At 66.1% G+C, this 12,321-nt stretch carries 13 protein-coding genes; 2 read left to right on the plus strand and 11 right to left on the minus strand.

Annotation, left to right across the window (positions count from 1 at the left end):
• Positions 1 to 78: 78 nt before the first annotated feature.
• Together GFY24_RS30995 and GFY24_RS31000 are read left to right on the plus strand one after the other, a co-directional pair.
• The gene (locus GFY24_RS30995; RefSeq protein WP_194853085.1) at positions 79 to 1,563 is read left to right on the plus strand and encodes an FAD-dependent oxidoreductase; all 1,485 of its coding nucleotides are present in this window, start codon (positions 79 to 81) and stop codon (positions 1,561 to 1,563) included.
• Between the two features lie 7 nt (positions 1,564 to 1,570).
• Complete coding sequence (locus tag GFY24_RS31000; RefSeq protein WP_153808660.1) at positions 1,571 to 2,353, plus strand: SHOCT domain-containing protein; 783 nt, start codon at positions 1,571 to 1,573, stop codon at positions 2,351 to 2,353.
• Positions 2,354 to 2,448: 95 nt separating this feature from the next.
• On the opposite strand, the gene GFY24_RS31005 is transcribed toward GFY24_RS31000, so the two are convergent.
• The 11 genes from GFY24_RS31005 to GFY24_RS31050 form a co-directional block, all read right to left on the minus strand.
• Positions 2,449 to 2,601: a hypothetical protein gene (locus GFY24_RS31005; protein WP_228566812.1), complete on the minus strand. Its 153-nt coding sequence runs from the start codon at positions 2,599 to 2,601 to the stop codon at positions 2,449 to 2,451.
• A gap of 66 nt (positions 2,602 to 2,667) precedes the next feature.
• Positions 2,668 to 4,554 carry a CocE/NonD family hydrolase gene (locus GFY24_RS31010; protein ID WP_153808662.1) on the minus strand — a complete coding sequence of 629 codons (1,887 nt, stop codon included), beginning with the start codon at positions 4,552 to 4,554 and terminating at the stop codon, positions 2,668 to 2,670.
• A 112-nt stretch (positions 4,555 to 4,666) separates the two neighbouring features.
• Positions 4,667 to 5,497 carry an alpha/beta fold hydrolase gene (locus tag GFY24_RS31015; protein ID WP_153808663.1) on the minus strand — a complete coding sequence of 277 codons (831 nt, stop codon included), beginning with the start codon at positions 5,495 to 5,497 and terminating at the stop codon, positions 4,667 to 4,669.
• A gap of 15 nt (positions 5,498 to 5,512) precedes the next feature.
• Positions 5,513 to 5,779, minus strand: a complete 267-nt coding sequence (locus GFY24_RS42390; protein WP_255458771.1) for a cytochrome P450 — start codon at positions 5,777 to 5,779, stop codon at positions 5,513 to 5,515.
• A complete protein-coding gene (locus GFY24_RS31020) occupies positions 5,721 to 6,716 on the minus strand; it encodes a cytochrome P450 (RefSeq protein ID WP_309231551.1) in 996 nt (331 codons plus the stop codon). The genes GFY24_RS42390 and GFY24_RS31020 overlap by 59 nt, the downstream gene beginning before the upstream one ends.
• On the minus strand, positions 6,717 to 7,157 hold the full coding sequence (locus tag GFY24_RS31025) for a PaaI family thioesterase (protein WP_153808664.1): 441 nt from the start codon (positions 7,155 to 7,157) through the stop codon (positions 6,717 to 6,719). It lies immediately after the preceding gene.
• Position 7,158: 1 nt separating this feature from the next.
• Positions 7,159 to 8,892, minus strand: coding sequence for a fatty acyl-AMP ligase (locus GFY24_RS31030; RefSeq protein WP_228566814.1), 1,734 nt, complete (start codon positions 8,890 to 8,892; stop codon positions 7,159 to 7,161).
• Positions 8,889 to 10,133, minus strand: coding sequence for a cytochrome P450 (locus GFY24_RS31035; protein WP_309231552.1), 1,245 nt, complete (start codon positions 10,131 to 10,133; stop codon positions 8,889 to 8,891). Before GFY24_RS31035 ends, GFY24_RS31030 begins: the two co-directional genes overlap by 4 nt.
• On the minus strand, positions 10,130 to 11,026 hold the full coding sequence (locus GFY24_RS31040) for a cyclopropane-fatty-acyl-phospholipid synthase family protein (RefSeq protein WP_153808665.1): 897 nt from the start codon (positions 11,024 to 11,026) through the stop codon (positions 10,130 to 10,132). The genes GFY24_RS31035 and GFY24_RS31040 overlap by 4 nt, the downstream gene beginning before the upstream one ends.
• A gap of 3 nt (positions 11,027 to 11,029) precedes the next feature.
• Positions 11,030 to 11,287 carry an acyl carrier protein gene (locus GFY24_RS31045; RefSeq protein ID WP_309231553.1) on the minus strand — a complete coding sequence of 86 codons (258 nt, stop codon included), beginning with the start codon at positions 11,285 to 11,287 and terminating at the stop codon, positions 11,030 to 11,032.
• A 27-nt stretch (positions 11,288 to 11,314) separates the two neighbouring features.
• Positions 11,315 to 12,250, minus strand: coding sequence for a fatty acid desaturase (locus tag GFY24_RS31050; protein ID WP_153808666.1), 936 nt, complete (start codon positions 12,248 to 12,250; stop codon positions 11,315 to 11,317).
• Positions 12,251 to 12,321: the final 71 nt, after the last annotated feature.

A 12,321-nucleotide genomic window follows, 5' to 3' on the forward strand; every position in this document is an offset into this window, starting at 1 on the left:
CACTCAGAGGGTCCGACTCTTGCCCGCGAAGGGCGCATACTCATGCCATCCCCGTCGCTACCACGCGAAGGAGCCCCGGTGGAGCTCGCGGACCGCATCTGTATCGTCGGCGCAGGTCAGAGCGGCATTATGGCGGCCGCGAAGCTACGCGAGCTGGGGTTCGAGAATATCGACATCCTCGAAGCGGGCGCGGAGCTCGGCGGTTACTGCCAGACCGCCGAAATCGACGGTGCGACATACGATTTCCAAGCCCACCTGGTGATACAGCAGGACTTCGGCGCGGATATCGCGGGAACCGCCATCCATGAGCTCCTCACCCGCCATCCGGTCGAACTGCAAACCGAGGCACTGCATTTCGTCTCCAAGGACGACTCCGGCAAACCACGCATAGCCGTACCACCGCATTTCGTGCCACTGTTGCACGAACTGACCCCGGAGCAGGCCGCCGATCAACTCGCCCAGGCATGGACCATTATCGAGCGGGCGATCCGGGAGAGTCGCGGTCCCGGACTGAACGGGCTCGCCTTCGATCGCGTCCCGGGCGAGACCTGGGAGACCTACCGGGCGCGGCACGCACCGCTGGTCGGCGAGATCCTGCAGGGACTCACGCTCTACGCGAATATGCGACGCCCGCGTCAGCCCGCGGAGACCGTCATCAATATCAACGCGCACATCTCCGGGCATGTGTCACAGCTGGCGAAAATGATCCTGTCGCTCTATCCGGGACAGCGGGCGGCATTACTGGCGAGGATGCCGGAATCGCTACTCGCGCAGATGGGTTCACACAGACCGGTTACGCGGAGTTTGCGACACGGGTTCATCAGCCTGCTGCGGCGCATCGGCGAGGACCATGGGCTTCGGGTCGAACTCGGCACCCGCGTGACGGCGATCGAACCTGTTGCGCCGGAGGGCATTCGGGTCAGCTATACAGCGGGCGGCACAACCGGCGATGCGATCTATTCGCGAGTGATACTCACCGCACGCCCCGCACAGATTCGAGATATCTTCCCCGCCGGTGAGATTCACGACCTGTTCGCCGAGCACAATTGCCCGCGCGCCTGGACCCGCAGCTACCTCATCAAGGTCAGCGAGGAGATCATCGGCTTCCCCCGTAAGCCGAACTCCCCTGAGCCCTTGGGCTTCTGGGTGATCGATCCGTACGGCAGTTTTACCGACACCGATCCCGAGCAGGCCATGCACCGCGTCACCGCCGCCAACAAGCAGCATCCGGGCCCGTACTGGGTCTGCTTCAGCAACTCGGACCGCTCGCTCTCGGAGGCACAGGCGTGGGCGCTGGCGAAGGAGAGCCTGTTTCTCTTCCACGAACCCGAGTTGATCAGCGAAACCATCGCCGAATGGCCCGCCTATCCGAGCGCCGCCGCCATTCGCGCCGGCTGGTTCGACCGCATCGCGAACCTGCAGGGGCGCAATGGCATCTACTTCACCGGTGAAATCCTGTCCGGCCCGACCGCGGAGTGCATCAGCGCCTTCGCCCGCGCGGTGATTCCGGCCTGGTTCGGACCCGCGACCGGAGGGTGCGCCGACGGCCGCCCCACCGCATAATCAGGACGTGCCAGACTCTCCCGGGCCCGGCCGGATCGCCGCCCCCGCCCTACTCGTTCTCTCGACGGTTCTCGGTGTCACCGCTTGGCTGATGATCCGGCAGGGCACCTACGTATTGCATGACATCCCTTGGGATTGCGATAGCGAGGGCTGCGCCACCGATGACGCGCGGATGATCTTCCTGGTCGGCGGAGCCTTCGCCGCCTGTGGCCTGACCGGAACGGCGTGGGCGATCATGCGCATGATGGGCTTCGGAATCGCGCTCACCACAGGGGCATTCGCGGCGGTGAGCGGGTGGCACGCGGCCGCCGCCGAAGGACTTCAACCCCCTACGGCGTACGCCACCCCCATCACCATCTGCACCATTGCCGGCTGGGTGGGCGTCGCCGGTACGGCCCTGGCCCTGTGCTATGAGCTGAAGACGATCGGCATTATTCCCCGCCTGCTCGGAACCCCCTATGCCCCAGCGCGATTGAGTAAATATGAAACCGTCGACGAAGTGGGCACCGCTGTGCTGACCTTCACCGACCGGGACGGCTTCACGCACAGCTCCCGAATCCCCGCCGCGCGGTCCTGGCTGGACCTGCCCGTCCACGCCGTCTACGAGCGCGACGACCCCGCACACCCCCGCCTGGCCCTGCCCCTGTATCGCCCGGTCCGCGGCGATGGAACCGGCGAGGACGACACCGTGGTCGACAAATTGGAACGCGTCGCCACCCTCTACAACAAGGGTCATCTCAGCGATATCGAATACGAACGAGCCAAGGCCCGCATTCTCGAATCCTCTTGAGCCACACCGTTCCGGAGATCTTTTCCCGGCGCGTGCCCGGCCCTGGTGGGGCCGGGCCGTGGTCGGCTGTCTACACGCCGCGATCGCGGGATCGACTACTGGCGGGAGAAGAGCCCGCGGCTACCGCCCGTGCTGGCGCAGGCGCAGCGCTGTGCGACAGGCACATCGCCGAGTACTTCCTCGACATGCTCGCCGCAGCCCTGGAAGGAGGGCTTACCGCAGGCCTGACAGACAATTCGCTGGCACACATGATCTCCTATTGGCGTCGTGAATGACTGAAATACCGGCAAGGGGTATTCCCGGGCAGTCTACGGTCAGTGCCCGACAGGGAATCGGGTGCTCCCGGTGTCGGTGCCCGGAATGACCGGAAGTATGAGGGCCGAGGGGTGCTCGGCATCGTGGTAGATGGTCTGGGTGGCGATCTGCGAGTCGGCGGTCAGGCCGAAGGGTTCGCCGGTATTCGGGTTGGGCGCGAACTGCGGGAAATCACTGCTGGAGACCTCGACGCGGATCCGATATCCGGCTTTGACCAGGTAGGACGTCGGCCAGATGTCGATATTGTACTGGTAGGACCGACCCGGTTCGATCGGTGACGGCTGCTCCAGCGAATCACGGAAGGCGGCCCGAATTATCCCGTTGTTGAGGTTGACCGAACTGCCGTCCGGCGCGAGCGCGACCAGCTTGGCGGTGAAGTCGGTATCGGGTGCGGTGGAGGCCGCCCACAGCCGCAGGCGGATCGGACCGGTGATCTCGGTATCGCCGGCCATCGGATCGGTCGTGTAGGTGAGTACATCGGAGCGCTGTTCGACCACGAACTGGTCGACCGGCCCCTGCGGCCCGGTCCCCGCACCGCAGCAGGAGTGCCCGCCGGCACTGGGCACCGGATTGGCCGGGTCGTAGTCGTAGCCGTCCGGCGGCTGCGGATCCGTGGGCTTGTCGGTACCGAGATGCCCTGCACGCCCGTGCATTCCATTGCCGCCCGCCCCGGACAGGTAGTACGTCGTCCATCGGGTATCGGGTAGCGGCCAGGCGGTGGCGCTCTTCCAGCGATTCGCGCCCATCAGGAAGTAGTCGACGATCGGATGCCCGGAGACGTTGTCGCTCTTGCCTTTCAGGAAGTGGTCGAACCAGGCCGGCATGAGTTCGTTGATCGGACTGTCCCCGGCCGCACCGGCGGTTGCCATCAGCGGGGTGCCGGTGCCGGAGTCCGGCCGGCCCCAGCCGATGTGATCCCACGGCCCGATCACGAGCCGCTGATTCTCCCGCGCGGCGGTCGTACCACCGTTCGCCACCATACCGGTGAAGTTCTCCACCCCGCCCGCGAGAAACGCGTCGTACCAGCCTTCGATATCCAGTACGGGGACCTGCACCTGGGCATAACGGTCGCGAATACTCACCTGCTTCCAGTAATCGTCTCGCGTCGAATGCCGGAGCCAGTCGAAGTACCAGGACGCGACCGCCGGATTCTCCGGATGCAGTGGCGGGAACTGCTGATACGGCCGAAAGCCCAGCCAGCGACTGTAATTCGTAAGGTCGGACTGTAATTGCTTGGCGGTGCCGGTATCTCCGCGATTGACCGCGGCGGTGCTCGCGATCGTCCCCATGGCCCACGGTTCGACGAAGCCCAGCCGGAATGCCCCGCCCTCGTAGTTCCAGCCGTCGTAATAATCCGAGGAGGTATTGGCGGGCACGATCGTGGTCAGATGCGGCGGCGCGCCGACGGCCGCAAGCCATTGTGTGGCACCGACATACGAGGATCCGTACATCCCTACCTTGCCATTGGATCCCGCCAGCCTCGCCGCCCACTCCACCGTGTCGTAGCCGTCGGTCATATCGTTCCCGAATTCGGTGAACGTCCCCGCGGATTCCCCCTGGCCCCGAATATCCTGCACCACAACGAGATAGCACTGCGAAGCGAACCACTCCGGCGTCTGATACCGATACGGCTGAATCTGCGCCGCCGCCTTCCCGTACTGGGTGCGCATGAGAATCACCGGTACCTGATCCGAGGTACGCGGGGCGTACACATCGGATTTGAGCACCACCCCGTCCCGCATGGCGGCCGGAATGTTCGGTTGTTTGTCGACCGCGCACGGCCCGCGCCCGGCATCCGGCGGCCAACTCCCGCTCACCCGCTCCCCCGGGCTCGACCCGCCGCAGCCCGCGGCGATCAATGCGACAGCCGATAGCAGCGCCCCCATCCGGGCGATGCGAGGACGCCCCCTCCGGTTCCGCGTCATCAGTCGACGGTACTCCCGCGTCCGGCTGCCGATCAGCGGTAACCCGGTTCGGGCCGAAAACCGCCGCCGCGGCTCATATCAGCGGCGAGGCGGACGCGGCAAGGAAGTCGGTGAGGTGCCCGGTGACCGACCGGGGCTGTTCCAGGGTGCTGCTGTGACCACACTGTTCGATCACGGCCAGGCGCGAGCCCGGTATGCGGGTAATGATCTCGCGGGCGCGCGCGGGTGGGGTGGCGGTATCGTCGGCGCCGACCAGAACAAGGGTGGGCAGGGTGATGCCGGCGAGTTCGGATTCGACGGGCCTGCGGTCGGCGACACCAAGCACGGCTCTGCGGAGCGCGGCGCGATCGTGGCGGCGCAGCCGCGCGGCCCAGTCCCGGATAATCGGCCGCGCACCCGGATCGGCGCGGAAGGCGGGCCCGAACATGTGCGGGGCGACCTGCCGCTGTACCGCCCGGAACCCGAACACCCGCACCGCGAGCGCGAGCCGCTTGTACTCACCGATCTTCGCCGAATCCTCCTGTGCCGCACTGGTATCCAACAGCGTCAGCGATCGGAGCAGTTCGGGGTGCCGGGCCGCCAGGCGCAGGCCGATGAACCCGCCCATGGACAGCCCCACAAAGTGCACCGGCGCCAGGCGCAGAGCACCGATCAACCCCACGGCATCCGCGGTGAGCGTGTCCATGTCGTACCCGTCCGAGGTGGGCGGGGTATCCCCCTGGCCCCGCCAGTCGATGGTGACGCAGCGATAGCGCTGCCGCAGCGCCTCGACCTGCGGATCGAACATCCAGCCACCGAACAGCAGCCCGTGCCCGAAGACAATGGTCTCGGCGCTGTCCCGGCCTTCGGGAATTCCGGTGTCGGAGTACGCGATCGATACACCATTGACGAGAACGGTCGGCATGGCTCGACTCCTGGGCTAAACGGTGACGACGAGTTGTTCGGGACCGCGCACATTGATGCGGCCGTTCCAACGCACGTCATCGACCACGGCGTCCGGAAAGCGCCGGACGAATTCGGTGAAGGCCACCCGCCCCTGCACCCGGACCAGGGCCGCACCGAGACAGTGATGCGCGCCTGCCCCGAACGAACCGTGCTGGGCCGCGATCGGTCGATCGATGCGCAGCTCATCGGCATCGGATCCCCAGAATTCGGTGTCCCGATTGGCCGCCGCCAGCGCCCCCAATACCCAACTGCCGGAGGGAATCTCGGCCTTTCCCGACAACCAGGGGCTCGATCGTGATGCGTCGCATCAGGTGAACGGGCGTGTCATAGCGCAGCAGTTCGTCCACCGCATTGCCGGCCAGTGCGGGCTCGGCTCGCAGTCGCGCGGCCTGCTCGGGATGGCGCAGCAGTGCCAGCAGCCCGCCGCCGAGGTGATTGACCGTGGTCTCGTGCCCGGCCACATAGATCAGCATGACCTGGGCGATCAACTCGTCCTCGGTCAGCTCATCGCCCTCGTGCTCGGCCTTCGTCAACGCGGTCAGCAGATCATCACCGGGGTGCGCGCGCTTCCACCGCACCAACTCCCCCACCAGCTCGAGCAGTTCGGTGTTGGCGGCCCGAATCCGCACCTGCAGTTGCGGATCGGCGAGCGGTTCCAGGGCGAGCACCAGGGTTCCGGTGAGTTCGCGCAGCCGAGTGTGCTCCAGCACCGGGATGCCGAGCAGTTCGGAGATGATCGCGAAGGGCAGCGGAAAGGCCAGTTCGGCAACGATATCCGCGCGACCGATCTCGGCGATGCGGTCCAGGGCCGCCCGGACGTGTTCCCGGATGCGCGGCGCCCGATCCTCGACGGCGCGGCGCGTGAACGCCTTCGCTACCGGACGGCGCAGGCGAGTGTGGTCCGGTGGGTCCTGATCCAGCATGGATTGCCCGCCCATGATCCGGTTCCGCTTGCCGAGGGTGCCGCTGTCGCTCTTCCACACCGGCAGGCGGGTCAGGCGTGCCTCGTCGACGGAGTGCGAAGACCGTTGCAGCGCAGCCACATCCGCGTATTTGGACAGTATCCAGAAGCCGAGCAGATGCTCGTATACCGGGCTCTCGGCGCGCAGCCGCGCGTAGTGCGGATACGGATCGTCGGCGAATCCGGGCGCGAAGGGGTCGAAGACGAAGTCGTTCACCTAACCCAGCCTCACATTGCGCATGGTGACCAATGCTGTGGCACAGAGGGTTTCGCCCTCGTTGTCGACCGAGTAGACGTCGGCGGCGGCCGAGGTGATGAGTGCGCCGGGTTTGAGCACTCGCCCGCGCGCGATCACCCGGAGGCCGTTGGCGGCGGCCAGGATTTTCACCGTGTAGTCGATGGTCATGTTCACCCAGCCCGGCTGCAATAGCGTGCCCGCGGCCGAGCCCGCCGCGAAATCGGCGAGCGAGCCGAGCATACCTCCTTGAAAGAAGCCGTTGTGCTGGGTGAGTTCGGTCCGGAACGGTTGGACGATCTCGGTCTCGCCGGGGGCGATTCGGGCGAATTCGAATCCCAGGTGGCGGGCGGCGGGCATGCTCAGCACCGCACCCGTGACGACGGCGGCGAAATCCGGATTCGGTGCCTGCCAGGTCGGCATATCAGCTCCTCTGTGCTTGGGTGAGATCGTCGGCGGCCGGGGTCCACATCTCGAACGCACCGGCCAGGTAGCGTTCCCGGGCCGCGGATCGCATGATCTTGCCGCTACTGGTGCGCTGCACCTGGCCCGGCTCGGCAAGCACGATATCGGCGACCGCCACTTCGTGTTCGGCCGTCACCGCCGCTTTGATCGCACCGGTGATATCGGCGGGATCGGCCTCGATATCGCGCCGAATCTCCTGCACCACAACGAGTTTCTCGGTACCGGAGCCGGTGATCGCGAATGCGGCGACAGCGCCGGCCCGCAGCGCCGGATGCGCGGCCTGCGCGGTGTGCTCGATATCCTGCGGATAGTAGTTGCGGCCGCGAATGATAATGAGATCCTTCACCCGGCCGACCACATACAGTTCGCCGTCCAGCAGCAGGCCCAGGTCACCGGTGCGCAGGAAGCCGTCGGCCCGGAAGGTCGCGGCGGTGGCGGTGGGGTTCCGCCAATACCCGTGGGCGACATGGTTTCCCGATACCCAGATCTCTCCTACCCGATCCGGCGGGCAGGTGCGGCAGGTCTCGGGATCCACGATGCGTACTTGCTCACCGGTAAGGACTTGTCCCGACCCGACCAGTGTTCTGGTCCTGCCGCCGACGGCATACCGGCGTTGCGCGAGCGCGTCCGCGTCCACCTCGAGCAGGCGCGGGCCACGGCCCACCGGACTGCCCGTGACCAGCAGAGTCGCCTCGGCCAAGCCGTAGCACGGATACCACGCACCGGCGTCGAAGCCGTGTGGCGCAAAGGTTTCCGTGAACGCGCGCAGCGTTTCGGGCCGGATCGGCTCCGCGCCGTTGAATGCCACCCGCCAACTGCTCAGGTCCAGTTCCGGCAATGGTCCGGCGGCGGCCCGCGATACGCAGGCGTCGAAGGCGAAATTCGGGCCGCCGCTGGTGTGCGCGCGATACCGGGTGATGGTCGACAACCACAGCAGTGGCCGCCGGATGAAGGCCGTCGGCGACATGAGAATACTGGTCGCGCCGGTGTAAAGGGGTTGCAGCACATTGCCGATCAGGCCCTGATCGTGGAAGAAGGGAGCCCAGCCGACCACGGTGGAGTCGCGGTCGTGACCGAAGCCCTGCCGGATCATCTCCTCATTGGCGATCAGATTGCCGTGCGTGACCACGACGCCTTTGGGCGCGGCGGTGGAACCGGAGGTGTATTGCAGGAAGGCCGGATCGTCCACGATTCGGGCCGTCGGCTCAAATTCAACTGCGGCGCTGGACATTCGGTCCACCGCGAGCCAGTGCGGGGCGGCACAATACGATTCCAAGACCGCGCGCAATGGCGCGAGGAACATCTCCAGGCTCAGCACGGCGGCGGGAGCGCAGTCCCGCACGATCGATATTGTCGCCTCCTGAACCCGTGCGCGGCGCGGCGGATTCAGCGGGACCGCCACCACGCCCGCGTACAGGCAACCGAAGTAGGCGATAATGAACTCCGGGCACTGCGGAAACACCAGCAGCGCACGATCACCCGGGGCACAACGTGATTCGAGCTCCGCGGCGACGGCCAGCGCCCGGGCATGCAGTTCGCCGTAGCTCAGGGCGGCGGTCTCTTCGCCATTGTCGTCGAGAAAGATGTATGCGGTGCGGTCCGCCTCGGCGACGGCGCGGCGACGCAGGACCTCGGGAAGCAATTCACGCGGGGGCATCTCGAATTCCTTACTGCCGGACCGAATACCGCTCATGCCACGTCCCGAATCCGGACCGGCAGGCTGCGCAACCCGCGCACGATGAAACTGTGATCCTGCCAGTCGAATTCGTCTGCCAGCGGCGTCATTTCGACCGTCCGAAGGTGCGCGAAGGCGACTTCGGCGACGAGTTCGGCGAGCTGTCCGCCAAGGCAGCCGTGCATACCGTGACCGAATGCCAGATGGCCGCTCGCACCGCGGGTCAGATCGAATCGGTCGGGTTCGGCGAATATCTCGGGATCGCGATTGGCCGCGCCCAGGCACACCAGCACCTGATCGCCCGCGCGAATCAGCTGCCCGCCGACCTCCACATCCCGGGTGGCCGAGCGTTTGGTCAGCTGTAGCGGGCAGTCATAGCGAAGTGTCTCCGCCACAACGGCTCTGGCGTTCTCGGGGTCGTTCCGCAGCAGCGCCGCCTGATCCGGATGCCGGAGCAGCGCGAGCGCACCATTGCCGATCAGGGATTTGGTGGTCTCATTGCCCGCGACGAAACACATAATGCAGACGAAGATCAATTCCTCCTCGCTCAGCGCGTCACCACCGCCGGTGCGGGTCGCGCACAGACGGCTGATGAGGTCCGCGCCCGGGCGTCGCCGACGTGCGGCCAGCACCTCGGCGAGCGCGGCCGCGAACTCCTCGACCACCTCCCGCACCCGCGCGAAGTCGGCCGCGGTCATGAGTCCGGGCTCGAGCAGGAAGCGAATATCGTGCGTCCACGGGCCGACCCGGGTGCGCAGTTCGCCGGGCAGCGCCATCCACTCGCAGAGCACCGAAATCGGCAGCGGCCCAGCGAAATCAGCGATGATATCCAGACTGCCCGCCGCGCGGGCGCTATCCAACAGCCGGGTCGCGACGGCGGTCGCCACCGGGCGCAGTTCGGCCACCGCCGACGCGGTGAACACCCGGTTCACCAGTCCACGCAGCCGCGCGTGATCCGGATTATCGGTGAATACCAGCGACTTTCGACCCAGTCGTTCGATGCGCCCCACATCGCTCTGCCCCAGCCGCTCGGCCCGCGCGCTCACCAATTGCGGAATCAGCCCGGCGCTGAAGCTCCGGTCCAGTAGCACGGCCTTCACATCGGCGTGCCGGGTCAGCACCCACATTCCGAGGGTCTTGTGTACCGGGGCGCTCAGACGCAGCTCCCGGTACATCGGGTAAGGGTCGCACCGGAATTCGGCGCTGAACGGATTGAATCGGACACGCGGGCGCGCCGGTCCGGATGCCTGCACGGTCACGACACCCGATCTCCCCGCGCACCGAACAACGAGGTGCGGTACGGCCGCAGCACCAATCGATACAGCGTGAGCTTGCCCATCCGGAATCCCATGGCCGACAGCTTGAGATACCGCTCGTACCGGGCCACCGCCTCCGCACCGACCAGTTCGGTGGCCGCCGCGCGTTCGGCCCGCAGCCGGCGTGCCCACTCCGCGCAGGTCCACGCGTAGTCCAGGCGGCCGTTGGTGACCTCGCAGATATCGAACAGGCCCTGCGCCGCCGCGGCGATCTCGGCGAGTGTGGGCAGTTCCGCGTCGGGGAAGATCTGCTGCGTCATGAACGAATTCGCCTGGGCGGCATCCATATTCGCGTAGGCGATGGTTTGCAGGGAGAGCGTGCCGTCCGGGTTCGACCACTCCCGGCAGCGGGTGAAGAATTCGCGGTAGACGCGGATCTTCTGCTCGGGCGAATCGTCGGGCCGGGCGAAGTGCTCGAACGCGCCGATGGAGATGATGCCGTCGAACCGCTCCTGCGGGTGATAGTCCAGCCAGTCCTGGATACGCACCTCGACACCCGGATAACGCTGCGCGTCAACGTATTCCGCTTGCTCGGCACTCAAGGTGAGCCCGACCGAGCGGCCCACGCCGCGTTCGGCGAGCCCGTTCAGTATCGCGCCCCAGCCGCATCCGATATCGAGTACCGACCCGGCCCGGTCGGCGTCGACCGCGTCCAGGTGGTGGCGCAGCTTGTGCGCCTGCGCGAGTTCCAGTGTGTCATCCGGTTTTTCGCGCAGCGCGCAGGAGTAGCTGAGGGTCGGGTCCAGCCAGAGTCGATAGAATTCGTTGCCGATATCGTAGTGGTGGCGGATCGCGGCAGCCGCGGCAGCGGTCCGCTCGGCATCGATCGTGGCCATGGTTCAGGCCACGTTCGGTGCGGTCTGCTCATGCACCAGCGCCGCGACCGCATCGAGGGTAGGATTCTCGTACAGGTCCTCGGGCGGCAGGTCGACGCCGTAGCGGTCCTCGACCTCGATCAACAGGGCCACCGAGAGCGCGGAATCGATGCCGAGCCGGTCGAAGTCCGCGGCCGGATCGATGGTCGCGGCAGGAACCTCCAGCAGGTTCGCCAGATACTCCCGGCACCAGATGACAATGGCTTCTCTATCGGTATCCACGATATACCTCTCTGGGGTGATCGGTTGTCAGGCAATACGTTTGGCGGACATGCGCGCCTGCGACGGCACTTTCAATTCCGAGGCCAGCCCGCAGGCGGCGAACAGTCGAATCAGCCAGTAACCGGGATCGAGCCGATACCAATCCAGTCCGAACGACGGCGATTCCGGGAAGGCATGGTGATTGTTGTGCCAGGATTCGCCGAGCGTCACCAGCGCGAAAATGCCGCCGTTATGGCTGTTCTCGCGGGATTCGTAGGGCCGGGTGCCGAACATGTGCAGGAACGAATTGATCGCCCACACAATGTGTTCGAGCACGAATATGCGGACGAAGCCGCCCCACAGCAGACCGCTCACCGCACCGGTCCAGCTCATCGAGAGCACGCCACCCAAGACCGCGGGCACCAGCAGTCCGAGCGCGACCCAGTAGTAGTACAGCCGGGCGACGCGCACCAGTCGGCGATCTTTGATCAGGTCTGGCGCGTAGTGCACGATATTCGGGTATTCGTGGCGGCGCATCCACAGGAAGTGCGCATGGGCCAGGCCGCGAATCGCACCCGCGAGCCCGCCCCCGGAGAGATTCGGCGAGTGCGGATCTCCCTCGCGGTCACTGTATTCATGGTGCCGCCGATGCAATGCGACCCACGAGAGCACACCGCCCTGCCCGGCCATCGAGCCCAGTACCGCCAGCAGTTCCGCCACCCACGGGGCCGCCTTGAAGGTGCGATGCGTGAACAGGCGGTGATATCCGACGGTCACGCCGAGCCCGGTGACGAGCCACATCAGGAACAGCAGCGCCAGTTCCAGCACACCGAACGGCCGCACCAGCAGGAAGGCGAAGGCCGCGGCGGTGCCGATAATGGGCAGCACATCGAACAGCAGAAAGTGGCGGCGCTGTAAACGGTGAATATAGGGACTACTGATCGTCTTCCGGCGCGGCGTGGGCTGCGCAGTGTCCTCGGTCATCGCATCTGTCCAAACCTCGGGAGTACCGGACAGTTGTCCATCCGGTAGACGATCCGACGGTAACAACGCAT

Origin of the sequence: Nocardia sp. SYP-A9097, assembly GCF_009649815.1 — a bacterium.
Lineage (GTDB): Bacteria > Actinomycetota > Actinomycetes > Mycobacteriales > Mycobacteriaceae > Nocardia.

What these genes read in the sequence shown, in the direction of transcription:
- GFY24_RS31050 (WP_153808666.1), bottom strand. Translation starts at nt 12,250, where the DNA reads ATGACCGAGGACACTGCGCAGCCCACGCCGCGCCGGAAGACGATCAGT.
- GFY24_RS31015 (WP_153808663.1), bottom strand. Translation starts at nt 5,497, where the DNA reads ATGCCGACCGTTCTCGTCAATGGTGTATCGATCGCGTACTCCGACACC.
- GFY24_RS31025 (WP_153808664.1), bottom strand. Translation starts at nt 7,157, where the DNA reads ATGCCGACCTGGCAGGCACCGAATCCGGATTTCGCCGCCGTCGTCACG.
- GFY24_RS31040 (WP_153808665.1), bottom strand. Translation starts at nt 11,026, where the DNA reads ATGGCCACGATCGATGCCGAGCGGACCGCTGCCGCGGCTGCCGCGATC.
- GFY24_RS31030 (WP_228566814.1), bottom strand. Translation starts at nt 8,892, where the DNA reads ATGAGCGGTATTCGGTCCGGCAGTAAGGAATTCGAGATGCCCCCGCGT.
- GFY24_RS31010 (WP_153808662.1), bottom strand. Translation starts at nt 4,554, where the DNA reads ATGGGGGCGCTGCTATCGGCTGTCGCATTGATCGCCGCGGGCTGCGGC.